Origin of the sequence: uncultured Campylobacter sp., assembly GCF_937921625.1 — a bacterium.
GTDB lineage: Bacteria > Campylobacterota > Campylobacteria > Campylobacterales > Campylobacteraceae > Campylobacter_B.
In genome coordinates, this window is record NZ_CAKZTI010000048.1 from 20,910 (window position 1) to 47,176 (window position 26,267).

A 26,267-nucleotide genomic window follows, 5' to 3' on the forward strand; every position below is an offset into this window, starting at 1 on the left:
TCAAATTTAAGCTAAGCAGCGTATAATGGCGCTAAAAATTCCAAGGACGAAAATGCTTTTAGAAGAGCCGCTGTTTTACTACCGCGAAATTTTAAAGATGCATCCGCAAAGCTACCTCGCAGAGGACGACAGGCAGGTCATCATCGGCATCGATTGCGATTATTTCGACGGATTTAAGATGAGTTTTGAGGCTTTGAGGCTTAAATTTGATGAGATAAAGGGTGCAAAAGCGGGCGCGAGCGAGTTTAAAAACGCAAGCTTTGCGGGACTTTTCGGCGTTTTGGGCTACGACATCGTGCGCGTGTTTGAAAATATCGGCGCGCCGAAGCAAGCGTTGTATGACTTCCCACCGTTTTTTTACGCCGACGCCGCAAACTACCTGCACTACGATAAAATTAGCAAAATTTACGATTTTTACGGCAAAGATGCCCAAATTTACGAAAGCCTGCGCGGGCTTAGTCCGCAGGCTTCGCAGCAGGCCGTCGCCGAAGCAGAAGGTGCGCCGCAAAGTGCCGCAAAAGCGGACGCCGCGATAAAAGGCGGCTCGAAATCGCAAGGCGCGTCTGAGCCGGAGCCTAAGAAAAAAGAGCTTAAATTTAAAATTTTAACCGATCTGGATGCCGAGGAGTCGCATTTTAGCGCGATGGTCGAGGCCGCAAAAGAAAAGATAAAAAGCGGCGACGTATTTCAGGTCGTGCTGGGCGAAATTTTAGAAGTCGGCACGAATCTGGGCAGCCTGGAGTTTTACGAGCGACTCAAAAAGAACAATACGAGTCCCTATATGTTTCACTTCCCGACGCCGTACGGCTGCGTCGCGGGCTCCAGTCCCGAGCTGATCATGGAGATCAAAAAGGACGAAATTTTCGTCGCTCCCATCGCGGGCACACGCAGCAGAGGCGCGAATGCCGAAGCGGACGCGGCGCTCGAGCGCGAGCTTTTAAGCGACGAAAAGGAGCTTGCGGAGCATCGGATGCTGATCGATCTAGCTCGCAACGACATCGGCAAATTCGCCGCGCCCGCCTCGGTGCGGGTGCAAAACGCGATGCGCGTCGTGCGCTACGAAAGCGTGATGCACATCGTAAGCGAGGTTTACGGCAGTAAGCCGCGCGGGGTAAGCGCGTTTGAGGTGCTTGGCACTATCTTTCCTGCGGGCACGCTAAGCGGTAGCCCGAAGATTCGCGCGATGCAGATCATAAACGAGCTGGAGCGCTACGAGCGCGGCATTTACGGCGGCGGAATCGGATTTTGGCGCTTTAACGGCGACGTGATGCAAGCAATCTTGATTCGCTCGGCGATCTTTGTAAATCGCGGCGCGCAAAATTTCTGCTCGAACGAGGATTTTAAACGGAATTCCAACTTAAATTTAAACGCTGCTTGCGGCGGGATAAATTCCCAAGCGACAGAGTTTTGCGATTTCGCAGCGCAAAAGGGCGGCGGCGAGGCGCAAAATTTACCGGCTCGTGCAAGCAAACGCGACGCGACGTTAAATTTAAAAGCTCGCGCAGGCGGCGGAGCGCTAAATTTAGAAAGCAAGCCGAGCTTTAGCCGCGCAATGCGGTTTGAAGCTGCCAAATTTAGCGCGGAGAATTTCGGCTGCGAAGGGCTAAACAATCTTGTATTTATCGGAGCGGGCGCAGGTATCGTTTACGACAGCTCGCCAAAGAGCGAATACGCAGAGATCTGCAAAAAGCGCAAAAGCCCGCTCAAGGCGATCGAGGAGCTATGCGAGGAAGCTTAGACCCTTTAAATTTAGCTAGCCTGACGCGCCGCTTTTCGGTGCGAGTTTGATTTCGCTAAATTTAATAGCGGTTTCGACGCTAGGACGTTAAATTTAACGGCTAGCTTCATTCGGCGCCGCAAAGCCGAGATACATATCGGCTGCAAAGCCGTGCAACGTCGCGATGCGGTAATGTCGCAGCCGTAGGCGGAATTTTAAATTTAGCACGCAAGAGGCGCTAAAACGGCGCTAAATTTACCCGCCGCAAAGCGGTCAAATTTAAACTATTTAAAATTTGAAAGAGGCGTAAACGCCCTAAAAAAGGATAAAATTTTGATTTTAATGATAGATAATTACGACAGCTTCGTTTTTAATATTTATCAATACATTTTGGAGCTAAGCGACGAGGAGGTGCGCTACTTCCGCAACGACGAGATAACGCTGCAGCAGGTGCGCGAGCTTGCCCCGTCGCACATAATCCTAAGCCCCGGGCCAAATCACCCAAAAGATAGCGGCGTTTGCTTAGAGATTTTGCGCGCGGATTTGGACGTGCCGATTTTGGGCGTGTGCCTTGGGCATCAGGCGATCGGATACGCGGCTGGTGCGGAGATAAAGCAGCTGGAGGTGCCGCTTCACGGCAAGAGCTCGTCGATCGAAATTTACGCAGATGGCGTGCTTTTTAGCGGGCTGCCGCGTAAATTTGAAGTGATGCGCTACCACTCGCTTTATGTGGACGAAGCTACGCTGCCGCGCGAGTTTGAAATTTTAGCAAAGAGCGAAAATGACGGTGTAATCATGGCGATGAAGCACCGAAGCAAGCCTGTTTTCGGCATTCAGTTTCATCCCGAGAGCTTTTTTACTCAATACGGCAAAAAGATCATTGAAAATTTCATCAATTATGGCAAAAAGATAATTTTAAAGGAGAAACTCGTGGTAAATTTCGCCCCGTTTATGTTGAAGCTACAAAAGGGCTTCCCGCTAGACAGCGACGATTATGCGGTCATTTGTAAGGCGCTTTACGAGCAGGATTACGACATTGTGCAGCTTGCGGGACTGCTCGTGCTGATCAGCGAAAAGTCGCTCTACCCAAGCAGCCTTACGGCGCTCGTGCGCAGTATCTTAAAATACTCGATCACCTACGATGATCCAAGCCCGATGTTTGACATCGTAGGCACGGGCGGCGATAGGCTAAAGACGATCAATATCTCCACGACCGTGGCGTTTATCGCGGCAAGCTTCGGCGTGCGCGTCGCCAAGCACGGCAACCGCGCGATCACTAGCAGATCGGGCAGCTCCGATGCGCTGGACGCTCTGGGCGTGCCGCTACTTAGCGATCTGGCGCAGATTAGGGCGCTGCTAGATCGCACGGGGCTAGCGTTTTTTCATGCGCCGTTTTTTCACAAGATCACTGCCGAGGTCAAAGAGGTGCGCAACCGCCTAAAAATTGGCACCGTCTTTAATATAATGGGACCGCTTCTAAATCCGAATTTAAGCCTAAGCAATCAGATCGTGGGTAATTATCTGGAGGAAGTAAACGGACTCATCGCCGAAACGCTGATGATTTTGGGGCGCAAGCACGCTCTGGTGGTGCACGGCATGGACGGCATGGACGAGATCAGCCTGTGCGATGAGACGTTAATCCACGAGGTCAAGGACGGCAAAATTTTAGAATACCGCGTAAATCCCGAGCAGTTCGGCTTCGCTAGGGCGTTTCACAGCGATATCGAAGGCGGCGACGGCGAAGCTAATGCCAAGATTTTAAAGCAAATTTTAAAAGGCGAGCTTAGCGGGCCAAAATTTGACATCGTCGTGCTAAACGCGATGTTTGCGCTATACTGCGCCGATGTCGTGTCAAGCCCTGCGGAGGCTAAGCCGCTCATTTTAGAGGCGATCAGATCGGGCAAAACGTGGGAATTTTACGAAAACTACGTGAGGGCGAGAGCTTAGATGACTAGCGGCGAAAAGAGGGAGTTTTTAAGCGAGCAGCTCATCAGCTATCTGGGCAACAAGCGCTCGCTGCTAGCGCCGATAGGGCGGGCGATCTGCGAGATTAAGACGGAGCTTGGGCAGGGTAAAATCAGCTTCGCGGACGTCTTTAGCGGCAGCGGCATCGTCGCGCGCCTGGCCAAAGCGCACTCAAATCTCGTGATCGCAAACGATCTGGAGGGCTACTCGCGCGCGATAAACTCCTGCTATCTTTCAAATTTCAGCGAGGAGCTGTGGCGAGATTTGAGCGAGCTGCATGCTGAAATTTTAAGAAATTTTACGCCGAAGGAGAGCTTTTTTAGCGAGCTGTACGCGCCGAAGAACGATGAGAATATCAAGGCGGGCGAGCGCGCTTTTTACACGCGCCGAAACGCCCTGATTTTGGGCGGGCTTTGCGAGCAGATCGGTAAAATCCCACAAAAATTTCGCGATTTTTTCACCGCGCCGCTGCTTAGCGAGGCGAGCATCCACTCAAACACGGGCGGCGTTTTTAAGGGCTTTTACAAGGATAAAGCGGGCGTGGGCAAGTTCGGCGGTAGCGGCGAAAACGCGCTAGCTCGCATAATGGGCGAAATTTCCCTACGCCTGCCCGTGCTTTCAAATTTCGCCTGCGAAAGCGCGGTCTTTCAAGAGGACGCCGCGCGCTTTGCACAGAGTGCGCGCGAGCGCTTTTCGCAGCTTGACGTGGCGTATTTCGATCCGCCCTACAATCAGCACCCCTACGGCTCGAACTATTTCATGCTAAATTTGATCACGGATTTTATAAATGAGGGCAAGCGCCCAAATGCTGTGGGGCTTAGCAGGGTCTCGGGGATCCCTGCAGGCTGGAACCGCTCGGCGTATAATAAAAAATCAAGCGCTGCGGAGGAATTTTTCGCGCTGCTGGCGGAATTTCCGGCGAAATTTTTAATAATCTCTTTTAATTCCGAGGGCTTTATCTCGAAGGCGGAATTTTTAAAAAACCTCGCACACATAGGCTCTGTGCGCACGATAGAGATCCGCTATCCGACCTACCGCGCGAGCAGAAATTTAAGCGCGCGCGAGCTTTACGTGACTGAATTTTTATATGTCGTACAGAAGTAAGATCAAAATTTGTGGCATCAAAAGCGCCGCCGAAGCTCGCGCGGTGCTGGCGTGCAGCTCGGCTTTATGTGTAAATTTAGAGCGCGCGGACGGCGCCAAAAATTTACCGCAATCGGGTAGCGAGAGCTCGATAAAAAATTCTAATTTTTGCGGCGAAAATTCTGAGCGAAATTTTAATTCGGACGCCGAGAATGCTACGCGAAATTTCAATTCTGACGGCCAAAATTTCGCGCAAAATTTTAATCAGGACGGCGAGAATTTTACCTGCCGTGCGCAAAATCATGCAAATTTTACGTCTGAGCAAAATTCCGATTACGATAAAAATTTCAGTAGCGATTTGCGAAGCCAGGGCGACGGCTCAGGCGCGCGCGTGGAATTTTTAGGCGTGATCTTCGTGTCAAGCTCCAAGCGCCACGTTAGCGTAGAAACAGCGCGCGAGATCGCACGCATCGCGCATAAAAACGGCGCAAAGTGCGTCGGGGTCTTTGCTTTGAGCTGCGAAAAACACGGCGTCGCCGCGTGCGAATGTAAAAATTTTAGCAGCAAAACTCGCGGCGAAGAAATTTGTGAAGATAAAATTTACGCGGGCACGAGCGGCGGCTTAAAATTTTACGAAAACGAGTGCGACGATTTGAGCGTAAATTTAAACACAAACTGCGCAGAGCCTGCTTCGATAAAAGATCTAAATTCTGAAATTTTTGGCGCGGAAGCTTTAAACGAGGGGCAAATTTTAAAAATTTGTGAGATTTGTGAGCTAGACTGCGCTCAAATTTATGGACGCATAAGCGCGGATTTCAAAGCGCGGCTTAACGCAGCAGGCACCGAGGCATGGCAGGTGCTAAGCGTCGGCGCTGAGATGCCGCTGCTTGAGGGTTTGAGCTGCGATCGGATATTATTTGACGCCAAAGGGGCGAACTTGGGCGGCAACGGCGTGAGCTTCGACTGGGATCTGCTGCGACGCGCAGGGCTTGGCTGCGAAGGACAATACGGCACGGCGAGCAGTGAAAAATACTGCGCAAGTAGCGCAACTCAAAACATAGGCGGCACAAAATACGACCCGGCTAGCGGGCGCTGCGATACGCAGAATAACTCAGTAAGTGGCGAAAAAAAATGCTATGTAACGGGCACCGCTCAAAGCTCAGACGGCGCAAGGAGCCATCTTAAACACAGCGCGATCTGTAGCGGATATAGCGAGGGGAATTTAAAGCGCGATAAAAACGGCAGCTGCGGCAATTATTGCACGGAGCATAGCGAAAACGGAAATTTGAAGCTCAAGAGGGTAAGCGACGTGTGCTGTGCCTCTAATAGCAATGAAGCGAGCGAGCGAGCACATGATATTGTTCGATCGGGCAATACAAAACAAGAAACGAACGCCGATCGTCGCGCCGAAAAAAATGACGATGAGTGCAAATTTAGTGCGTGTGCTACCGCTCGGCTGAGTGGTGTAAGACCCACAAGCGAAGGCGTCAATAATCAAGGTGTAAACGACTATGAGGCGAGCGCACCAAATATTACGAATGACGGCGGTGAGGTGGGCAAGTCGGGTGCCGCAAAGGATGATAGTGCGGATAAGTGTAGCACTGCTTCCAAGGGCGGCGCGATCTCTTTTATTCTTGCAGGCGGTATCGGTGCGCAAAATATCCTTGAAGCGCTCGCGCTGCGCCCATACGCTATCGATCTAAACAGCCGCGTGGAGGATGCGCGAGGCATCAAAGATCCACAAAAGATAAGCGAAATTTTGCAAATTTTAAAAAATGCGCAAGGCTGATCTCCGTGTGCAAACTCGCGCGATAGTTATATCTAAATCAAGCGTGTATAAGGAGGAACCAAATGCATAACGACGAAATTGCTAGGTTTGGCATAAGCAAAACGCGGTATGATAAAAATATAAAGGATTTCTTACAAGATAAAAATTGCGATAAGCGAAATTTGGCGGGCGGCGGGCTAAAATTTACGAGCGATGGCAGGCAAAATTCTATAAATGCCAGCGAGCAAAATTTTACAAATGTCGTTGAACAAAAATCGCAAAGCGATCTCTCTTGTGCCACTGATACACCTTCGCAAAATTTTAAAACTCAAGCTAGAGATTACGACAAAGAACCAATAACCATAAAAGATAATTCAATAGAGATGATTAAATTTTATTCGCCATTTCTGTATTTTCTTAATTTTATAGATTTTGGAACAAGGCAAGACTCGCCAAGATCCATTAAACGCTGGCTAGAACTTTCGGATAAATTTGGCACCTGTTATATAAAATTTAAAAATTCAGTTATCGAATATTATTCCGAGAAAAAGAGAGTGACCCTATACTCTATAAATTTATCCGAAATAATTGCAATAAAACGCACCTTTGGGCCATCCACTTTAAAAATGACGGAAAAAGGTAAAATTTCAACATTTTTTGTCGCGTTTACGTGGATAATCCTTTTATCTTTGGTAGTAACTTTTAAAAATAAAATTTCTTATGGAATTTTAATTGTGCCGATCTCCTTATTTTTAGCGTTTGCGCCCTTAATCATATTTAGATTTAAGAAAAATTTGGGATTTGACATAGGAAACGACAGCCTTATTTTTATGAGCAATGGTAATTATATCGAAGCAAGCATATTAACAAGCAAAGAATACAAAGAGCTAAAAGCCTATTTTCTAATCAAAACAGGGAAAAATTTAGATAAAATCCCGCCACAAATTTTTGTGTAGGCTATAAAGAATAAAGATGAATAAAAAATAGAGCCTCGAAAAGCTAAAGAAAATTCTAAATGAACGGCGTCAAAATTTAGAGCGGGGTTCAGGGCGGAATTTTGATGCCGAAAATTCTGACAGTAAAAATTTTAAATTTGAAAAACTCACGGATGACTCCGCTATAAATTCAAACGAAAGCATAAGTCTTACTAAGTTCAGACAAAATCCGAGTTGCGCTCGTGATTATAATAAAGAGCCTTTGGTGGTCAAAGATAGGACGAATTTTTATATAGTTCTTGCTACGGTATGCACGCTTGCAATTATGATTTTTATGTATTCATACGAACCCAATCAAACTAGATATAATCAGCTTTTTATAGTATTTCCATTTTTCGGATTGCCTATAATAATGGAATATTTTACAAATTTTTTTAATAAGAAATTTGTAAAATTTTATAATGATCGAGTTACTTATTATACAAATAAAATGTCCGAAAAAACTATATTCTTAGATGATCTTAAGGATGTAAAAAGAGCCTATTTTGCAAGAGATAATGAGTGGCTTAGGAGGCAAGGTGCTTTTTATAGATTTTTCTTAAAATTTGAGCCATACACTACGATAATCGCTTTTTTATTGATCTGCATATTGGTATTAGCTATCGACGTAAGAAAATATATAGAAACAGGTAGTTTCAGAGTATTTTTCATATCTATACTTGCATTTTTGTTTTTATTCGTCTTAAAATTTATATATTTTTTAGTTTTTAAATTCCGTCTTAGACTTATATTTTACGATAATATAATAATCCGAGGCAAGGATAAAGATATCGTCTTTACGATAGAAACCATGGATGACTACGTTAGGATAAAAGAATTTTTTATGAAGACAAAAGGCATTGATTTGGACAAGACCCAGCGCCACGTGTGGCTGGATTTTAATTAATAATTAAAGAGCTTTAGATGAAAGAAGCCTCAAATGGCGAAGCCTTTAAATTTTAAAATTTAAAGGCGCGACTCTTAAAAATTGATCGTAATCTTTCTTGCGCAGAATCTATTTTATCATTTGCTTTATCGCGTTATGAATACAGCTACAAATTCTTAAATTCTATCTCCAGCTGCTTGCGCCAGTCTTGCAGAGAGCGCTCCGCTCCGACAGCGTATGTCTTTATAAGTACGCCGCCAGAGCTTGATCAGATACGCCGCCTCTGTATAGATTGATCTCTGAGATTAAATATCAGCCTTAAGCGGCGCGCCTTTGAAAAATCCCCACGTAAAGCGCGAAAACAAAACCGATCGCGACCGCGTAAGGAGCGAACTCGGTGATGCCTTTAGCCGAGCTTGCGAGCAAGAAATTGTGCGCGATCGCGGCGCCCGCCGCCATGCCGATGACGAATATGCCCGAGCTTAAATTTCCCGTGCCGGCCTGCACCAGATGCTTGCCCGGGCAGCCCTCGCTGAGGCTAAAGCAAAGTCCTGCGAGCACCATGCCTAAGAAATTCCAAACGAAATCGTTATGAGCGATAGGCTGACCTTCGAAGCCGAGCTTGTATTGTCCAAACGCGATATTTGCGATGCTCGCAAACACGATGACGCTTAGCACGCCCCAAAACATCGAGAAATCACCGCCGAAAATCTTGCCGAACGCTCCGACGCTGCAAAATTTGCTCTTGTGCATCAGGGCGCCCACGATAATGCCCGCAGCTAGCGAGATGCCTACCGCGGCGTGTTGCGCGCCGGGACCTTTAGCGGAGATAAAAAGCGCGCCACCCTCGCCCGTTTTGAGACCGAAAATCAAGGCCGCAAGCAACGCAGCGCCCAGTAGTACAGGCAAAATTCCGATCGCGCCGCTAAGCCTTGCCTCTTTGCTCGCCTCATAGCCGCGCTTTTTAAGCAAAAACCCAATGAGTACGCCACAGATCAGACCTGCCAACCCGGCTAGTGCGGTCAAATCGCCGCCGCCTAGGCGCAAAAACGCGCGCCACGGACATCCCAAAAACACAAGGCAGCCGATCATCGCGAAAATCCCTAGGAAAAATTTCGCAAACGGCGAGCTACCCGTAACCGGCGCGAACTCGCGCGTCCAAAGCACGCTTGCCAAAAAGCCGCCGAACACGAGCCCTATGATCTCCGGGCGGATGTATTGCACCGCGCTAGCTCGGTGAAAGCCTAACGCGCCGGTGGTGTCGCGCAAAAAGCAAGCGACGCAAACGCCCATATTGCCCGGGTTTCCGAAATGCACCAGCGTCGCACCCAGCACGCCTAGCACGGCGCCTGCGATGATGTACCATTTAACGTTATTCATGAAAAGATCCTGAAATAATCTAGATCGACCGATCTCTTAGGCGCGATTTTATCCTTTATAAAATAAAAAGTAAATAAATTCCGATCGAAATTTTAGGGCGAGGAATTTTATCCGCACCCTAAAGCGGGACCGAAAGGTAGTTAAAATTTCTGCCTCGAGCGAGCGAGACAAGACCGAATTTAATAAAATTTCGCTCCAGCCGAAACAAAAAACGCCGAGCTAATTTTTAGAAATTTTATTAAATTCCGCCTCGCATGCGGCTAAATTTTCGATTTAGCTTTTATAAACACTGCGCGGGCCCGTCCGATCGTTAAATTCTTTCGGCACGCGGCAGATTTCGTCCTGCGCGAAGCAAAATTTCATCCCATGCCCATACGCGGCTTGAAATTTTGCTGCGGGCGAGCGAAGCCTAGCCGTGTTCGCGACTTAAACATAAAGCGAAGTCGCGTGATCTAAAGACACAGATCGTGCGCGATCAAAACAGCCGATATTGGCCTGCGGCTCCGAATACGAGACGCGGACGCTTGCGATCTCAAACGCAAGACGGAGTGCACCCGAGATCAAAATGTAGCCGATACAGGGGGCGATCTAAAAGCAGCCGGCGGAAACGTGCCCGTGCGGAGACGAGCTTTCGGGCGCGGTACTTTGCAGCTTCGCCCTACCGGCGGGAGTACTGCTGAGATGCGGAAACGAGCACGCGAGTACGACTACTCCTCCGGCACGCCCCCTATCGACGCGCTCCCTCTCCGACGCCGACGTACCTTATGCCGATACCCCCTCTTCGCACTTTTCGCGGACTACAGGCCCGCGCCGATGATATGTCTGCCTTCGATGCGCCCTCGTTTGGACACGTCCTCCACCGATACGCCCTCGCCGTCTTTAAGACGCGACGTCTTTTTGCAGCGCTGCATCGTATCGCTTTTTTTACGAAACGAAATTCAAATATTTTTGAAATTAAATTTCAACCTTATTTAAGTATGTAGATATATAATAATGTATTTCAATTTTATTTTAAAGGTCGGGCATGAAAAAGCAAATTTTATTGGTGCCGCTTGCGATAGGCGCAATAGGCGGAGCGAATGCGGCCGAAAACAACGCTACGAAGTCGCAAGATCTGGGTCAAATCGTCGTGCAAGCGACGGTAAGCGCGGTCGATAACCTAAAATACGCGGGCTCGGCCGGAATTTTAACCCCCAAGGATATGAAAGCCAAAACCAACGTGATCGATTCGATTATGCAGATACCGGGCGTTGACGGCAGCATGGATATGGGGCGTCAGATCGGCAGGCAGTTTCAGATCCGCGGATTCGGATATCAAAGCGACGAGCGCGTCATCATCAAGCAAGACGGCGTGCGCAGAAGCGCGGGGATGTACTCAAATATGATCTCATCCTTTCGCACCGATAGCGACATCCTAAAGCGCGTCGAGGTCGTAAAGGGCGCCTCGTCCGTGCTTCACGGCTCGGGCGCAATCGGCGGTATCGTAAATATGCAGACAAAAAGCGCGAGCGATTATCTAAGCGAGGGCAAAAGCGTAGGTTTGATGCTAGGACAGAGGCTTGAATCAAACAATATGCATAGCACGCGCGGCGCGGTCTACGGCAAGGGCGAGGAAATTCCGATCGACGTTTTACTCTACGGCAAGCGCGCAAGCTACGGCAATATCAAGCTCGCAGACGGCGGCACGCACTACGCTCCGGATTACGATAAGAGCTTTAATAACGAACATATCGATACCGGATTTTTTAAGATCGGCGCAAACTTAGACGATCATCGCATCAGCTTCAGCGCCTTTGATTACGACGAAAATTTACATACGATGTGGCAGACACTATGGCAAAACGACGCAGATCTCTTCGTAAACGGAAATTTAAGCCAGAGAGATTACGTTTTTGATTGGAGCTTTACGCCGCAAAGCCCGCTAGTGGATATGTCTTTTAAGGCCTACAAAAGCAGAGCTGAGTATAAACGCGGCTATACCAGCGGCGCAACTACCGGCGACTACGCAAACAAGGATGACCGCAAAGGGCTAGAGATCAAAAATATCTCGGAATTTGATACGGGCTTTTTAAATCATAGCTTCGCTTTCGGCGGCGATTACGAAAATAGGCAGGAGGATGCGATCTTTATCCAAAATGGAGCGCTAAGAGATTTCGCCTCATTTCCGAATGAATACAATAGCTACGGGCTTTTTGCGCAGGATCTGATCCGCTTGCACGATGATTTGGAGCTTACCCTAGGAGGCAGATACGATAGATTCGATCGTGACATCAAAGGCAAACCCGCGAAATTTAAAGATTCCAGATTTTCTCCACGCGCGGCGATTGCCTATACGCTCTTTGATAAATTTACGCTTTTAGCGGGATACAGCGAGAGTTTCCGCGCGCCTACTCCGCATGAGACATCGCAAAAAGGGCCGATAAACCGAATGTATTATTACATCCCAAACCCCGATCTAAAGCCCGAGACCGTCAAGGAATACGAGGTCGGATTTAGTTTTAAACAGGATGAAATTTTTACGGACGACCACTTCGATATGAAATTTATCTACTTTAACGGCAAGATCGAAGATATGATAGGTATAAAGGCGCTTCCGCATCTAGGCGTGCCGCCGGGCGGCTTTTCGCAACAATACGGGCAGTATCAAAATATCGATCAAGCCAAAAGGCATGGTTTTGAGCTAAGCTCAAACTACCAAACGCAGGACTTTGATTTCGGCGCGAGCTTCGAACGGCTTAGAATTTACAACAAGCAGACGCACGAAAATATAAACAATCACGCTAAAAAGCTAAGCGCGCACGCCTCCTACTCGCCTTTGCACGATCTAAATTTAGGCTTTGAGGTAAGCCACTATTTTAAGCCTCATTCCAAACCTGCTTCATATTTTGCACGCGGGAGAGAGTATTTTTATGTAGATAAGTCCTTTACGATCGCTAATTTTAGAGGAAGTTACAAGATTAAAAACGGCATTATTCCGGCCCTTGACGGCGCCGATCTGAGCTTTGGCGTAAATAATATTTTCGATCGGCATTATATCAACGCAAACCGCACGCGCGATACTGTAGCGGTGGGCGCTGGACGAAATTTCTACGTCGATTTGGAAGTAAGATTTTAGATTAAATTTTTGCGGCGAGGGCGCGGGTTAAATTTTAAAACTTACCCAGCCTTCGCCCCTCTTTCGCTTTAAATTTAGACCTCATCGAGACCTTTTGGTGATAAGGCTTAAATGTGGCATAAATTTCTAGCGCTATAAAATTCCGCAATTTTTAAAATTTAACAAATTGCAAAATTTTATGGGCCACAAAGCCCGCAAGTTGCAAATTTTCTCGCCTCATCAATCGATAGCGTTGGAGCTTTTTAACACCACTAGATGTTTTTTGCCCGCGAAGCTTAGCACTACGGCAGCATTATTTTCGTCGATTTCGCGTACCAGCTCTACTCGCACGTCGCTAGGTCTTGCGGTATCCGAGCCAAGCAGCTCATTTTCTAAAATGCTTTTAAATGCCGAAACCTTGGGCTCTTTTGTATCCGATCTTTCTTTTGCTCCCTCGCAAAATTCCATCGTGCCGCTCTCGACAGGGCTTACTTTAAGCGGTGAAATTTTATCCGCTGTGCCTATATTCTCAGCGCTCTCAGAGTTTTCGTCCGCCTCCGTAGCTTCCGAACGCTCGGCACGCGCAACCTCATCGTAAAATTTATCGTGTGCACTCTCTTCGCTCACGTTCTCGCCTCTTAAAAAATCTGCACCATCTACGCTTTTTGAGTCGTTAGAATTTTTTAAATTTAAAGCGGAGTCCTCATCTTTCTTCGCAAACTCTTGCGCGTCGGAATAATTGGTAAAATTTGCGTTCTTTGATCCGCTCTGATTTTTAAAAGAGGAGTCGTTTAAAATTTCGTCTATGCCCGCTTCGTCCACATCGGCGCCCTCCATGCTAGCGTCGTCTTCAAAAACTCGCCATGTCTCGTCGATACTTTTTTGCGGCTTGTACGATAAAAATTTTCGCACGCCTACGAAAGCCGCAGCCGCAAGTAGTAACGCTACGATTATCGGCATCACGGAAACCCCGCTGCTACCGCTTTGCACCGTCTCACTCGCCTCGCTCTTTACGCTCATCTTGCTCTGATCGAAAGCGGGGTTTTTTACGCGCAAAATGAGCTTTAAATTGCCGTCTTGAGTAAGAGCATCGACTGATAGATCGGCTCCGGTAGGGAAATTGATCTCGATATCCTTGCCCTTAGGCGCTATCGTAAAGCTTTTTAAGACCTTTTGATTGGTGCGCATTTCGTTAAATTTCTCATCGCCGCCAAGCCCTTTTAAAATAAGGCTCATCGACTGCCCGTCGACGCGGCGCACGATGTCGGGCTTGTATGCGGAGTCAAACGCCAAGGCGATGTCGACGCTGTCGTCGTGGTTGAAAAGATCATATTGCATCAAATTGGCGCCGAGACAAAAATTTGCGATTAAAATCAAAAATATCTTTTTCATGCTCTTTCCGTTAGTTAAAAAGTTCGGCGATCTTATTTTGCAGCTCGCGCCCGCCGTAGTTCGCGCATAAATTTACGATCGCAGTGCCGATGATAGCGCCGTCTGCGTATTCTTTGGTGGCGCGAACGTCGCCCGCCGTGCGGATACCAAAGCCGATAGCTACGGGCAGATCGCTCATTTTTTTAAGATCTGCGACCATATTTTTTAGGCGTGAAATCGGCGTTTGCTTGCTTCCGGTCACGCCGATAGCTCCCACGCCGTAGATGAAGCCCCGCGCGCGGCTCAAAACTCGCGCGGCGCGGTGCTCGCTCGTAACGCTAATAAGCGGGATGAGCGCGATACCGAACTCCTCGCAAAGCGCGAAAATTTCCTCGTTTTCCTCATATGGCAGATCGGGGATTATTAGTCCGCTGATTCCGTAGCGCGCCGCCTGCGTTACAAACTCGCGCACGCCGTAGGCAAAGATCACGTTATAATAGACCAAAAACACGAGCGGCTTGCGCGTTTGCACCTCTTTTAAAATTTCAAATACTGTGCCCGCGTTTACGCCGTTTTGCACCGCGGAAAAGCTCGCCTTAAAAATTTCCGGACCGTCCGCGAGTGGATCGGAATACGGGATGCCGATCTCAAGCAGATCGATCACGCTTTCGTCTAAATTTGACAAAAACTCCTTCGTATGCGCTGGGCTCGGATAGCCAGCCACGATGTAGCCGATGTTCGCCTTTTTGCCCGCAAAGGCCGCCTTGATCTTATCCATAAATCGTTCCTTTTTTGTAATTCATCACGGTATCCATATCCTTATCGCCCCTACCGCTTACGTTTACGACGATCGTTTTTCTGCCTTTTAACTGTGGACAGAGCTTTTCTAAATACGCTAGCGCATGCGCGCTTTCGATCGCGGGGATGATGCCTTCGAGCCTGCAGAGCAGTTTAAGCGCCGTGATGCACTCATCGTCGGTTACCGCTTCGTATTTTGCGCGACTTATCTCGTGCAGATGCGCGTGCTCCGGGCCCACTCCAGGATAATCAAGCCCCGCCGAGATGCTGTGAACAGGCTCGATCATGCCGAATTTATTCTGTAGCACAATCGTTTTCATACCGTGGATGATGCCCGCGCGCCCATTGGTAATAGTCGCTGCGTGATAAAGGGTTTGTGCGCCCAAGCCGCCCGCTTCGACGCCGATGAGTTGTACGGCGGGATCATCCACGAACGCGCTAAAAATTCCTATCGCATTGCTTCCGCCGCCCACGCAGGCTAGGACGTAATCGGCCTTGATCCCCTTGCTCGCAAGCTGCGATTTGGTCTCGGTGCCGATGACGCTTTGAAAATCCCTAACCATCTTCGGATACGGATGCGGTCCGACCGCCGAGCCGATGACGTAAAATACGCTCTCTATCTCATTCACCCACGCCTGAATCGCCGCGGTGGTCGCCTCTTTGAGCGTTTTTAAACCGGTGCCGATTTTGATTAAATTTGCACCCAAAAGCTGCATCCTAAAGGCGTTGAGCTGTTGGCGCGCGGCGTCGGTCTCGCCCATATACACGTCGCACTCAAGCCCAAATAGCGCCGCTGCCGTCGCCGTCGCCACGCCGTGCTGGCCTGCGCCGGTTTCTGCGATGACCTTTTTTTTGCCCATTTTTTTGGCTAGTAGCGCCTGCGCTAGGGCGTTGTTGATTTTATGAGCGCCCGTGTGATTAAGATCCTCGCGCTTTAGATAAATTTCATGCCCGTAGTGCTCGCTAAGGCGCGCAGCGTGATACAGCGGCGTCGGACGCCCCGCATATTCGCGCAGCAAGTAACCTAGCTCGTCTTTAAATTCCTTAGTCTGCGCTATGGTGCTGTACGCATCCTCCAACTCCTCGAGCGCAAACATCGCCGTTTCGGGCACGAACTGCCCGCCGAAACTCCCGAAATACGCCTTTTTATTCATCCTATCTCCTCGCATTAAATCGCAAGATTATATAAAATTTCGCGTTAAATTTCGCTTTTTTTACGGCGCCTTTTGCGGCGCTCTTCTAAATTTATCGGATATACAGCCGCAAAAACGCGCGGCGTAAGATAGTAAATTTTAAAATTTACAATTCAAGGTTTCACGGACTACAAGTAAATTTTATAACGTGATTCTATATGGAATATGAGGGCTTAAATTTGAAAGCAAAATATCTCAAAAAGAGCAATGGTGTCCCCGACAGGATTCGAACCTGTGGCCTCAAAATTAGGAATTTTGCGCTCTATCCTACTGAGCTACGAGGACAAAAATCGGCAATTTAATCGCCGATAATATTCATAACGTCGTCTAGTTTTTTGTGAAGATCTTTGTCATTGATGGGCTTTGTCATAAAGTCATAAGCACCTTTATTTAAAGCCTCTCGTTTAGCGGTCTCGTCCGTCGTAAGGACGATGACGGGGATATGAGCTATACTTTCTCTAGCGTGAAGATTATCTAAAAATTCCAGCCCATTCATCACAGGCATTACGATATCTAATAAAATCAAATCAACAGGCTGAACTTCGAGTACGGCAAGGGCGTCCAAGCCGTTTTTGGCTTGGAGTATGGTTTGGAATTTTCCGTATTTTTTTAGCATAACTTCAAGTAGCTTTAAATTTATAGCGTCGTCATCAACCGTTAAAACTTTCAAATCTCTCATTTAAGACCTCATCCTTATATATATTTTTGTGCGAGTTTCTCAAGACCCGACTTGGTGATATTGTAACTAGCGACTTCGCTAAATAGTGGATTTTCATCGTTGTCGTTAGAAAACAGAACTAGCTTGGTTGCAGACGCTTTTCGGCGCAAGCTCTCTAACGCCGCTAAGTCTAGCCCTGCTAGCTTTTTATCAATCAAAACAAGCTTATAACTACCCGTAGCCGCCATAGAAATAAGCTGGTCGAAATTGCCCGCAATTTCTACGTCTTTATACTGATGTTTTAATATGCTGGCAAAAATTTTACTTTCCATAATGTTTGCCTTACATATAAGTATATCTTTTGTCGGCACGCGTGCACCCTTAGCTTTCACTACGTCATCGGAAACTATACTTTTTTTAGGAACTAGCTTCATTACCGTCTTTGGCACTTTGACAGTTTTAATGACCGTCTTAGGTACCTGGCGTTTGACAAGCTTTTTAACCAGCTTCTTTGTAGTTCCACCCGCAGGCGCTGCATCAGATCGTTTATCGCCGATAAAATTATCTAGCATTTGGGCTAAGATATCCTTTTTGATCGGCTTGGTGCAGTATTCGTCAAGCCCCGCCGCCATAAATTTCTCTCTATCGCCCTTTAGCGCATTGGCAGTAACAGCCACGATCGGGATGTGGCGGAGATTATTCTCGTGTTCGTATTGCTTGATCTGCTTTGTAGATTCGATACCGTCCATAACAGGCATCGAAATATCCATAAATATGAGATCATAGTCGTTATTAGCTTTTCTGGCTTCCAGCGCCAAAAGTCCGTTTTCGACTATCGTCAAATTCATATTAAAGCTATTTAACGTATGCTTCATAAGCTTTTGATTGATCTCATTATCCTCCGCAATAAGGATTTTAGCGTTATATTTTCTATTGACCAAAGGTACATTTTCATCGGCAGGATTTCGCTCTACCGGCACTTCAACCTCTTCTTCGACTTCAACATCCTCTTCGACCATGATGGTTTCTTCCTGTTGCTCGTCTTCGTATACGGTGACGGGCACCTCGACCATCTCCTCTTCCTCAGGCTGCGGGATAACTACCGGTTCGACTTTTACGCTAACAGGCTCGATCTCTGGCTCTTCGACATGGACGTTTTGAGTAGCAGGCTCTGTCTTTGGAATAGACACCGACTCCGGCTCAATACTCGGCTCTTCGACAGGAATATTTTGAGCTGCCAGTTCTACTACTGGCGTTACCGGTTCAGACTCGATATTTGACAGTCCCTGTTTAACCTCTTCAAGTTTTGGCTTGATAGGTTTTAGTTCAGGCTCAATTGCTACCGGCTCTGGCTCAACAGCGATAGGTTCTGGCTCAATTATCTTTTTAGTTGGAATTTCAGGTTCTGAAAGTTTAACACTTGAAATTTCATCTTCATGAGCAGAAACACTTGAAGTATCAGGCTTCGAAGCTTTAGCAATAGGAATTTCAGGCTCGGTTTTAACGGCTACAGGAATTTCTTCTTCTACGCTTGGAATTTCAACCTTTTTAACAGGCTCTTGCGCTTTGACGCTCGGTTTGATATCCGAAAGATCAATATCTATATCAGGAATTTCAATCTCGGCCTTATGTGTCTCCACCTTAGCCTTTGGAATTTCTACTTTCGCAGGCTCAGCCTTTACTTCTTCCTCTTTTTTGATCTTAGGAAGCTCTATTTCGATATCAGAAAGATTGATGCTAGGAGTTTCGGCTTTAGGAGCCTGGGTCTGAGTCGCATGTGTTTTGAGCCCCACAAAATCATCAGGGATTTCCAAAGATATAGGCTCATCGATATCGGCCTGGGCATCCTTTGTGCTTGAAGGCTCTACCTTTGGCTTTTCTGCGCGTGGAATTACTATTTCAGGAATATCAACATTAATCTTTGGCGATTCAGGCTCTGTCTTTTCAATCTTAATATCACTCATAGGCTCGATATCTATAGGCTTAATGACCGGCTCTTCTGCTTTAGGAGCTTCTTTTTTGAGTTCTTGAGCAATACTAGGCTTACTAACAGCCTCCTCTTTATGCGCAGAATGAGCCTCGGCATCGTGTGTACGCCTTCTGCTTTGCAAGATAGCGCGTAGCTCGTCTGCCGACGAAGTAGTAGCATGTCGTAATTCATCGAGCTTGTTGATGATAGGCCTTTCTTTTACTACCGGCTCTTCCATAATCATTTCATCAGCGACTATAGGCTTTTCTATCTCGGTATCCAGCTTAATCTCATGCGTCTGTGGAGCAAAATCCGATCTATTTAGAGCAATTCCGGATTTTGAAATTTTATCTAGCGTCTTAACGAATTTAGTTAAGTTAAAAGGCTCTGTAAGAGTAAAAATTTTAGAATTTGAAATACTAATACTTTGAAGCTCTTTCGGCTTAAGAGTCAAGATCGTAGGCATACTCAATATATCGCTAACCTCGCCGTAATTCTTAAATCTAGTGATAAGGGCGTCATATTTGTTATTATTTTGCGCTGAGCGGAACTGCGCGTTCGTATTAAATATCGAAATTTTACCGCCTAGCTTGCTGATATAATTTTTAACGATATCATTATACATCGTATCGGCGCTATCAGCTAAAAGCGCGAAATTTAATCCTTTGATGCTTTCAAATACTGCGTCTGCATCAGTCTTTTGAGTCTCTTTAAAAGCAAGGGTGAAGTAAAATCTAGTACCCTTTCCTACGGTAGATTTGACCTGAAGCTTGCCGCCCATCATCGCTACGTATTTAGACGAAATCGTAAGTCCAAGACCCGTTCCACCATATTTGCGCGTGATTGTAGAGTCAGCTTGAGAGAAGGCGTTAAATACATTTGCGAGCTTATCTTCAGAAATTCCAATGCCGGTATCTTCTACGCTAAACGTTACGATCGCCTCTCCTGGAGCTTTGCTAGGCTCTCTTAAAATTTCGACCACGATAGTGCCGTGCTCAGGCGTAAATTTGACAGCATTTGACATGAGGTTGATAAGAACCTCTTTGATCTTCGTAATATCGCCGTATAGGTGGTGTACGAGCGTAGGATCGATGTAGAGCAGGATGTCGATATTCTTTTCGGTAGCCTTGGCAACGTAAATTTCAACCGCGCTTTCGAAATCTTGAATAGGGTTAAATAAGATATCCTCAAGCTCGACCTTATTACTTTCGATCTTGGAGACATCCAAAATGTTATTAATGATCGTTAGAAGGTTTTCGGACGATTTTTCGATGGTATCAACGTAATCGCGCTTCTCCTCGTCCAAATCGGTATTTTTAAGAAGCTCCGTAAAGCCGATGATGCCGTTAAGCGGCGTCCTGATCTCGTGAGACATATTAGCTAAAAAGATCGATTTTGCCTTGTTGGCATCCTCCGCAGCGCCTTTTTGATACGCAATCAGATCGAGTGCATCCTCGATAAGTGAATACGCCTTGTTAACACCCTCACTAGTCCTAACGTCGATATGCTCGTGCTGATTCGTCAAATCGCCGATTCGGCTAAGCACGTTGCCGAGGTCGGTAACGTTCTGTCTTAAACGCCTAGTAATACCCAAGGCAAAAACGACCAAAATAGCCGCTAAAGCCCATATACCAAGAGCGATAAATAGGTTTCTTAGCCTTTGCGCTAGGTAAGTATCGGCATGCGTCGCAAGCTCAGCATTGATCTTTTCAGAAATTTCACTTAACTTTTTATATTTAAGTGTAGTAGAGGCAAACCACTCTTGAAAAGGCACGCTATAGTGTCCTTCGTCCGCTTCTTGCTGCAATGTGGCTGAAATTTTAGCAGTTTCTCTTAATGCGTTTTGAAATTCTTCTCCGTCTAGAATTTTTAAAATTGCAGCTCTAGCATCCGATTCCGGCAAGAAGTAGTAATTAGGAAGCGAACTAGATAGATTGAAGCTAGCCCAAGTCCTTAGCTGCGCCTGATTCATAGCCTTGCTACCGATGATGTATTCGATAATATAGTCGCGCTCCGATGCAGTGGCATCCATCGCCTCATAAGTATTAAGCAACGAAACCGTCCAAACGGTGATATTTGAGCTTACAAGACCCTCTCTTAGCACTCGTTGGATTGTTTTTACATCATCGTCGAATTTTTGAAAATATGAACTGAAAAGCTCACCGAAGCTTTTGCTTTGAGCATCGACATCCCTTCTTACCTGCGGAAGTTTGTCTAACAAACCGTCTATATCGGTCTCGGCAGCCAAAAGCTCGTCATTACCGGTGCCGTAAGCGAAAATATCAAAAATAGTCTTTTTTACGACATTTTCACTGATATTTTTGCTTTCTTTATACTTTGCAAGCGCATCGTCGGTTTTTTTACGTTGACCCGATAGAAGGGTTCCCATACCAGGGTTTCCCTCGCTACCCAAAAACGCCGAAGTGATACCGCGCTCTTTATCTACCTGCTCTACTAACGCCGCGAGATTACTATTTTTAGCAATTTGCTGCTGCAAAATTCCCACTCTGGCGTAATCCTGCAAAGAGATAAACAAGAAATATGATGCAAACGCGAAAATCAAAAGTAGCGGGATACCGCTAACAAGTCTCAAAGCACTTGTAGTATTTAAATTCATACAAAATCCTTCAAAGCGCAGCTTACGCGACGTTAAATTTTATTCAACCGGAGAAACGAAGTCGCTTCCGTCACGCTAGGCGGAGACGATTTAGCCGTCCTGCAAAGTTAATGGGTGATTTTACTAAACAAATCTTTAAATATAGCTTTTTGCGTTAGGTTTTCGTTAATGATTGTTTAAAATTTTTTCGGCGGTTTGGATATTCGTAAGTGATCTGATCTCATCGAAGCTAGCCGCATAAATGCTCTCAAAATCGCCATAAAAGTCCAAAAGCTTCTTCAGGCTTCCCTTGCTAACGCCCAAGCTTAGCAGTTTTGAGCTTTGCAAATCGAGTTTGCGTTTGCTCTTTTGGTGAAACGAGATCGCAAAGCGGTGCGCTTCATCGCGCAGGCGCTGAAAAAATTGAAGTTTTTTATCGTCCGTAGGCAGCGAAAAAATTCCGCTTTTCGTGCAAATTTTATCTTTCGCAGCTCCCTTTGCGCGGTGGGCTTTGGCATCGATCTTTTCTTTAGAGATAGCGATTATATCGACGTTTGCTCCGACGCTGCAGATTATTTCCTCCGCCAAGTTTAGCAGAGCCGTTCCGCCGTCGATGAGCCACAGATCGGGCGCTGCAAGCTCGTCAAATTTAAGCGCGCGGCTAGTTAGGTACTCGCGCATCTGATCGTAATCGTTATTTGAGCTAAGGTGCTTGTGGCGGTAGTTTTGCTTGTTAAACTCGCCGTCTTGAAAGCTTATCATAGCTCCCACGGCTGCGGCGCCGAACATATGCGAATTGTCGAAAACTTCGATATTTACGGGCAAATTCGTAAGATTAAAATAATCCTTCAGCTCCTGTAAAAATGCGTAATCGTGCGTTTTTAGATGCTTTTTGATATTGATCTCGCAGTTTTGATATGCAATCTCGCAAATTTTACGCTTCTCGCCGATTTTCGGCGCGTAAATTTTAAAGGCTCTTTCGTGCCGCTTGGATAAAATTTCACGTACCAGATCCGCATCGTCAAACTCGTCGTAAACGTAAATTTTAGCGCACGCCACGGGAGCCGCGGCAGGAAAGGCGCTTAAGATCATCTGCTTGTAGGCGTTTGCGATATCATCGGCGCTTGGGGCTTTGCAGTTGATTATATGCGAGTTTGAGGCTGAAATTTTACCCTCGCGTATGCTAAAATGCACGGCGCAGACGAGTCCGTCGCGTGCAGCAATCGCAAAGACCTCGAAATCATCGAGCTTTGCTAGATCGACCTCAACCTTGACATTCATCTGCTTTAAAATTTCGATCGTATCGCGGATCTGTGCGGCTTCCTCGAAATTTTCGCTCTGCGCGAGCCGCGCCATCCGATCCTGAAGCTGCGGCACCATCTTTTGCGGATTTTTCAGAGCCGCAAGCGCACCCTGTACGATACCCGCGTAATCCTGCTTTGAAATTTTATCCTCACACGGAGCGGCGCAGCGCCCGATCTGATGGAACAAACAGGCCTTTTTGCCCTTGACGCAATTTTTCTTCTGCACGAGCGGAAACTGCATGTAAAGCGTCTGTAAAATTTCCTTCGCGCCGTGAAAATAGGGGCCGAAGTATTTGATGTTTCTGCCCTTTATGATCTTTCGCGTGATCTCAAAGCGCGGAAAATCGTCGTCTAAATTTACGTAGATATATGGATAGGTCTTATCGTCGCGCAGCAGGATGTTGTACTTGGGCTTAAGCTGCTTGATGAAGGAATTTTCTAGTATCAGCGCGTCGCTCTCGCTGGGCGTTACGATGTATTCTAAATGAACAGCCTCGCTTATCATCTTGGCGATGCGCGCGCTTAAGCGCGGACTCGGCGCGAGGGCGGGCGTGAAAGAAAAGTAGCTTTTGACGCGATTTTTTAAAATTTTTGCCTTGCCGACATATAGCAGCTTGCCCGCGGCATCGAAGTACTGATACACGCCGGGGCTAGCAGGCAAGCTCTTAATCTCCTCTATTAGCAAGGATCAGTCCTCTTATCTCTTCAAAAATTTTATAAATTTGCGGATCTTGGATTTTGTTTTTAAACTCCCCCTTTGCGCGCTCCAAAGATAAAGCTTCGCCATCCCGGCGCAAATGAGCTTTATAAATTTGCGCCCTCCTTCTGCTCATTACTCTATCTGCGACAAAAAATTTTATATCGCGGACGCCGCAAAGCTCCGCCGTCTCTCTAGCGGCTACGAAGCGCTTTAATACGTCTTTTATTAAATTTATATTACTATCGCGTTTTAGTTCGCAAAGCCCCGCCGGGTGTTTCGCGGCTATCATCAAAATGCCATCTTTGACGTAGATGAAAGCGATCAGCCTTTGCCAACTAAGCGGCAAAATCGCCAAGAACTCGCCTCTTTCTCGCATCTTGGCATATAAAGGACCTTTTCTGATATGAGCTATTATTTCTCTTGCATTTTCCATAAGCGGATTTTAGCATTTTTTATCTTAGTTTTGCTTAGCGGCTGCGGATACAAAGCGCCGCCTTTTTACTCGGACGCGGATGAGCAAACCGAGAACGCAAAGGCATCCGCCGCGGACGGCAACAAAACAAACGACGCGAAAGGCGGTATTAGAATTTTACGCGATAAATAGCCTACTTTTAGCTTTGCTTTGTTATACTTTTAAAAATTTTTACAAAGGAATTTCATGCAAACGGCAGACATTTTAGTGCTGGACTTCGGCTCTCAATACACCCAGCTGATCGCTAGACGCTTGCGCGAACAAGGCGTTTACACCGAGCTGATCGCATACGACGCACCGATCGATAAGATAAAAGCAAAAAACCCCAAAGGCCTTATTTTAAGCGGCGGGCCCGCTAGCGTTTACGCCAAAGGCGCGTATTTTTGCGACGATAGAATTTTTGAGCTTGGAATTCCGATTTTAGGTATCTGCTACGGCATGCAGCTCATCGCGCATAAATTTGGCGCCAGCGTCGTGCCTGCGGGCAAAAAAGAGTATGGCAAAGCCTCTTTGAAACTGCTTCGCGCCAGCAGGCTATTTGGCGGCGTGGAGGATAACTCTACTGTCTGGATGAGTCACTCAGACAAGGTCGAGAGCCTGCCGGAGGGCTTTGAGGTGATGGCAAGCTCGGATGAGAGTGAATGGTGCGTATTTGGCGACGAGATCCGTAAAATTTATGCGCTACAATTTCACCCCGAGGTCTGCCACAGCGAGTTCGGCGATAGAATTTTAAAAAATTTTGCCAAAGAGATCTGTGGAATAACCAGCACTTGGAATATGGGCAGCTTCGCCAAAGAGCAGATGATCAAAATAAAAGAACGCGTAGGCAGCGCCAAAGTGCTTTGCGCGGTAAGCGGCGGCGTGGATAGCTCGGTCGTAGCGGCGCTTTTGGCGCATGCGGTGCCACAGAGCCTAATAGCGGTTTTCGTCGATAACGGACTACTCCGCACGGGCGAGCGCAAGGCGGTGGAGGAGATGTTTAGACTCAAACTCGGCGTGAGCTTAGACGTGATCGATGCTAGCGAGCTGTTTTTAAGCAGACTAAAAGGGGTGGTCGATCCCGAGCAAAAACGCAAAATCATCGGCGCGACCTTCATCGAGGTTTTCAGCAAAGAAGCGGCAAAACACAAAAACGTAAAATTTCTAGCCCAAGGCACGCTCTACACCGACATCATCGAAAGCTCGGTCGCAGGCTCAAGCAAAACAATCAAAAGCCATCACAACGTAGGCGGCCTGCCTAAAGATATGAAATTTGAACTGATCGAGCCTCTGCGCGAAATTTTTAAAGACGAGGTACGCCAGCTGGGACTTGAGCTAGGTCTTTCGCGCGAAGTCGTTTTCCGCCATCCATTCCCTGGTCCGGGTCTTGCGATCCGCATAATGGGCGAGGTAAATACGCCGAGCCTCGAGCTACTGCGCAAAGCCGACGTGATCCTGCGCGACGAGCTAAAATCAAGCGGCTGGTACAACAAAACGTGGCAGGCGTTTTGCGTGCTGCTAAACGTGCACTCCGTGGGAGTCATGGGCGATAACCGCACCTATGAAAACGCCGTGTGCGTGCGCGTAGTGGACGCTAGCGACGGCATGACGGCCAGCTTCTCGCGCTTGCCGTACGACCTGCTAGAAAACGTCTCTCGACGCATCATAAACGAAGTAGACGGCATCAACCGCGTAGTTTACGACATCTCAAGTAAACCGCCCGCAACGATAGAGTGGGAGTAAGATGAAACAAATCTGCATCATTTTAGCGCATCCTTACGAAAGAAGCCTAAATGCAGCTATTGCAAACGTAGCGGTAGAAAAGCTGCAAAATAGCGGCTACGAGGTTAAATTTCATGATCTATATAAGGAGAAATTTAATCCGATCCTTAGCGGCGCTGAGCTCGTGAGCGATGAAAGCGACGACGAGCTGTTAAAGGCGCATCAAAAAGACATAGCAAACGCCCACGGCATCGTGATTGTCCATCCGAACTGGTGGGGCGAGCCGCCCGCCATCCTCAAGGGCTGGATTGACCGTGTGCTAAGGCAGAGAGTAGCCTACGATTTTGCGCCGGGCGATAACGGCGGCGGGCTTCCGATAGGACTTTTAAAGGCTAAAGCCGCCGTAGTTTTCAACACCTCCAACACCCCCGAGGCCAGAGAAAACAAGATATTCGGCGATCCGCTGGAAAGAATTTGGAAAAGCTGCATTTTTGATTTTTGCGGCGTGAAAACCTTTGAGCGGCTGATGTTTAGAGTGGTCGCGGATAGCGACGAAGCTGAGCGAAAGGTCTGGTTAGAGCAGGTAGCGCAGACGCTGGATAGGTACTTTCCGAAGCAGATTAATTTGCTTTAAATTT

General features: G+C 47.1%; 18 protein-coding genes and 1 tRNA gene. 10 read left to right on the forward strand and 9 right to left on the reverse strand.

What is annotated here, in order from left to right; translation table 11 throughout:
* Positions 1-52 precede the first annotated feature (52 nt).
* The 6 genes from Q0101_RS07765 to Q0101_RS07790 all read left to right on the forward strand — a co-directional run bounded on the left by Q0101_RS07765 (position 53) and on the right by Q0101_RS07790 (position 8,414).
* Positions 53-1,738 (forward strand): anthranilate synthase component I family protein, encoded by a 1,686-nt coding sequence (locus Q0101_RS07765; RefSeq protein WP_297944007.1) that lies wholly within the window; start codon positions 53-55, stop codon positions 1,736-1,738.
* Between the two features lie 312 nt (positions 1,739-2,050).
* Positions 2,051-3,664 carry an anthranilate phosphoribosyltransferase gene (gene trpD, locus Q0101_RS07770; RefSeq protein ID WP_297944010.1) on the forward strand — a complete coding sequence of 538 codons (1,614 nt, stop codon included), beginning with the start codon at positions 2,051-2,053 and terminating at the stop codon, positions 3,662-3,664.
* On the forward strand, positions 3,665-4,786 hold the full coding sequence (locus Q0101_RS07775) for a DNA adenine methylase (protein WP_297944013.1): 1,122 nt from the start codon (positions 3,665-3,667) through the stop codon (positions 4,784-4,786).
* A complete protein-coding gene (locus Q0101_RS07780) occupies positions 4,770-6,554 on the forward strand; it encodes a hypothetical protein (RefSeq protein ID WP_297944015.1) in 1,785 nt (594 codons plus the stop codon). Before Q0101_RS07775 ends, Q0101_RS07780 begins: the two co-directional genes overlap by 17 nt.
* 62 nt (positions 6,555-6,616) lie before the next feature.
* On the forward strand, positions 6,617-7,489 hold the full coding sequence (locus tag Q0101_RS07785; protein WP_297944017.1) for a hypothetical protein: 873 nt from the start codon (positions 6,617-6,619) through the stop codon (positions 7,487-7,489).
* Between the two features lie 469 nt (positions 7,490-7,958).
* Complete coding sequence (locus tag Q0101_RS07790; RefSeq protein ID WP_297944019.1) at positions 7,959-8,414, forward strand: hypothetical protein; 456 nt, start codon at positions 7,959-7,961, stop codon at positions 8,412-8,414.
* Positions 8,415-8,711: 297 nt separating this feature from the next.
* Here Q0101_RS07790 and yedE read toward each other — a convergent pair whose 3' ends face one another.
* Positions 8,712-9,773, reverse strand: a complete 1,062-nt coding sequence (yedE, locus tag Q0101_RS07795) for a YedE family putative selenium transporter (RefSeq protein ID WP_297944021.1) — start codon at positions 9,771-9,773, stop codon at positions 8,712-8,714.
* A 1,024-nt stretch (positions 9,774-10,797) separates the two neighbouring features.
* Here yedE and Q0101_RS07800 point away from each other — a divergent pair.
* Complete coding sequence (locus Q0101_RS07800) at positions 10,798-12,888, forward strand: TonB-dependent receptor (RefSeq protein WP_297944023.1); 2,091 nt, start codon at positions 10,798-10,800, stop codon at positions 12,886-12,888.
* Positions 12,889-13,107: 219 nt separating this feature from the next.
* Here Q0101_RS07800 and Q0101_RS07805 read toward each other — a convergent pair whose 3' ends face one another.
* The 8 genes from Q0101_RS07805 to Q0101_RS07840 all read right to left on the reverse strand — a co-directional run bounded on the left by Q0101_RS07805 (position 13,108) and on the right by Q0101_RS07840 (position 23,832).
* A complete protein-coding gene (locus tag Q0101_RS07805; protein WP_297944026.1) occupies positions 13,108-14,259 on the reverse strand; it encodes a hypothetical protein in 1,152 nt (383 codons plus the stop codon).
* Positions 14,260-14,269: 10 nt separating this feature from the next.
* Positions 14,270-15,016: a tryptophan synthase subunit alpha gene (trpA, locus tag Q0101_RS07810; RefSeq protein WP_297944029.1), complete on the reverse strand. Its 747-nt coding sequence runs from the start codon at positions 15,014-15,016 to the stop codon at positions 14,270-14,272.
* A complete protein-coding gene (trpB, locus tag Q0101_RS07815; RefSeq protein ID WP_297944032.1) occupies positions 15,009-16,190 on the reverse strand; it encodes a tryptophan synthase subunit beta in 1,182 nt (393 codons plus the stop codon). The genes trpA and trpB overlap by 8 nt, the downstream gene beginning before the upstream one ends.
* Before the next feature lie 247 nt (positions 16,191-16,437).
* Positions 16,438-16,514 (reverse strand) — tRNA-Arg (locus Q0101_RS07820).
* A gap of 13 nt (positions 16,515-16,527) precedes the next feature.
* The gene (locus tag Q0101_RS07825) at positions 16,528-16,908 is read right to left on the reverse strand and encodes a response regulator (protein WP_005869488.1); all 381 of its coding nucleotides are present in this window, start codon (positions 16,906-16,908) and stop codon (positions 16,528-16,530) included.
* A 14-nt stretch (positions 16,909-16,922) separates the two neighbouring features.
* Positions 16,923-21,473: an ATP-binding protein gene (locus Q0101_RS07830; protein ID WP_297944035.1), complete on the reverse strand. Its 4,551-nt coding sequence runs from the start codon at positions 21,471-21,473 to the stop codon at positions 16,923-16,925.
* Between the two features lie 165 nt (positions 21,474-21,638).
* Positions 21,639-23,441 (reverse strand): excinuclease ABC subunit UvrC, encoded by a 1,803-nt coding sequence (gene uvrC / locus Q0101_RS07835; protein ID WP_297944038.1) that lies wholly within the window; start codon positions 23,439-23,441, stop codon positions 21,639-21,641.
* Complete coding sequence (locus Q0101_RS07840; RefSeq protein ID WP_297944041.1) at positions 23,422-23,832, reverse strand: hypothetical protein; 411 nt, start codon at positions 23,830-23,832, stop codon at positions 23,422-23,424. Before Q0101_RS07840 ends, uvrC begins: the two co-directional genes overlap by 20 nt.
* 27 nt (positions 23,833-23,859) lie before the next feature.
* Here Q0101_RS07840 and Q0101_RS07845 point away from each other — a divergent pair, with 27 nt between their 5' ends.
* Genes Q0101_RS07845 through Q0101_RS07855 form a run of 3 tightly spaced genes read left to right on the forward strand, consistent with a single transcriptional unit; the run spans position 23,860 to position 26,263 of the window.
* Positions 23,860-24,060 (forward strand): hypothetical protein, encoded by a 201-nt coding sequence (locus tag Q0101_RS07845; RefSeq protein ID WP_297944044.1) that lies wholly within the window; start codon positions 23,860-23,862, stop codon positions 24,058-24,060.
* A 54-nt stretch (positions 24,061-24,114) separates the two neighbouring features.
* Entirely contained in the window at positions 24,115-25,650 is a 1,536-nt protein-coding gene (guaA, locus tag Q0101_RS07850; RefSeq protein ID WP_297944047.1) for a glutamine-hydrolyzing GMP synthase, read from the forward strand.
* Position 25,651: 1 nt separating this feature from the next.
* Entirely contained in the window at positions 25,652-26,263 is a 612-nt protein-coding gene (locus Q0101_RS07855; RefSeq protein ID WP_297944050.1) for an NAD(P)H-dependent oxidoreductase, read from the forward strand.
* Positions 26,264-26,267 lie beyond the last annotated feature (4 nt).

Bases quoted from the DNA above. Each gene is read 5' to 3' on its own strand.
- Q0101_RS07765 (WP_297944007.1), top strand. From the start codon at position 53: ATGCTTTTAGAAGAGCCGCTGTTTTACTACCGCGAAATTTTAAAGATG.
- Q0101_RS07775 (WP_297944013.1), top strand. From the start codon at position 3,665: ATGACTAGCGGCGAAAAGAGGGAGTTTTTAAGCGAGCAGCTCATCAGC.
- Q0101_RS07780 (WP_297944015.1), top strand. From the start codon at position 4,770: ATGTCGTACAGAAGTAAGATCAAAATTTGTGGCATCAAAAGCGCCGCC.
- Q0101_RS07785 (WP_297944017.1), top strand. From the start codon at position 6,617: ATGCATAACGACGAAATTGCTAGGTTTGGCATAAGCAAAACGCGGTAT.
- Q0101_RS07790 (WP_297944019.1), top strand. From the start codon at position 7,959: ATGTCCGAAAAAACTATATTCTTAGATGATCTTAAGGATGTAAAAAGA.
- yedE (WP_297944021.1), bottom strand. From the start codon at position 9,773: ATGAATAACGTTAAATGGTACATCATCGCAGGCGCCGTGCTAGGCGTG.
- Q0101_RS07800 (WP_297944023.1), top strand. From the start codon at position 10,798: ATGAAAAAGCAAATTTTATTGGTGCCGCTTGCGATAGGCGCAATAGGC.
- Q0101_RS07805 (WP_297944026.1), bottom strand. From the start codon at position 14,259: ATGAAAAAGATATTTTTGATTTTAATCGCAAATTTTTGTCTCGGCGCC.
- trpA (WP_297944029.1), bottom strand. From the start codon at position 15,016: ATGGATAAGATCAAGGCGGCCTTTGCGGGCAAAAAGGCGAACATCGGC.
- trpB (WP_297944032.1), bottom strand. From the start codon at position 16,190: ATGAATAAAAAGGCGTATTTCGGGAGTTTCGGCGGGCAGTTCGTGCCC.
- Q0101_RS07825 (WP_005869488.1), bottom strand. From the start codon at position 16,908: ATGAGAGATTTGAAAGTTTTAACGGTTGATGACGACGCTATAAATTTA.
- Q0101_RS07830 (WP_297944035.1), bottom strand. From the start codon at position 21,473: ATGAATTTAAATACTACAAGTGCTTTGAGACTTGTTAGCGGTATCCCG.
- Q0101_RS07840 (WP_297944041.1), bottom strand. From the start codon at position 23,832: ATGCGAGAAAGAGGCGAGTTCTTGGCGATTTTGCCGCTTAGTTGGCAA.
- Q0101_RS07845 (WP_297944044.1), top strand. From the start codon at position 23,860: ATGAGCTATTATTTCTCTTGCATTTTCCATAAGCGGATTTTAGCATTT.
- guaA (WP_297944047.1), top strand. From the start codon at position 24,115: ATGCAAACGGCAGACATTTTAGTGCTGGACTTCGGCTCTCAATACACC.
- Q0101_RS07855 (WP_297944050.1), top strand. From the start codon at position 25,652: ATGAAACAAATCTGCATCATTTTAGCGCATCCTTACGAAAGAAGCCTA.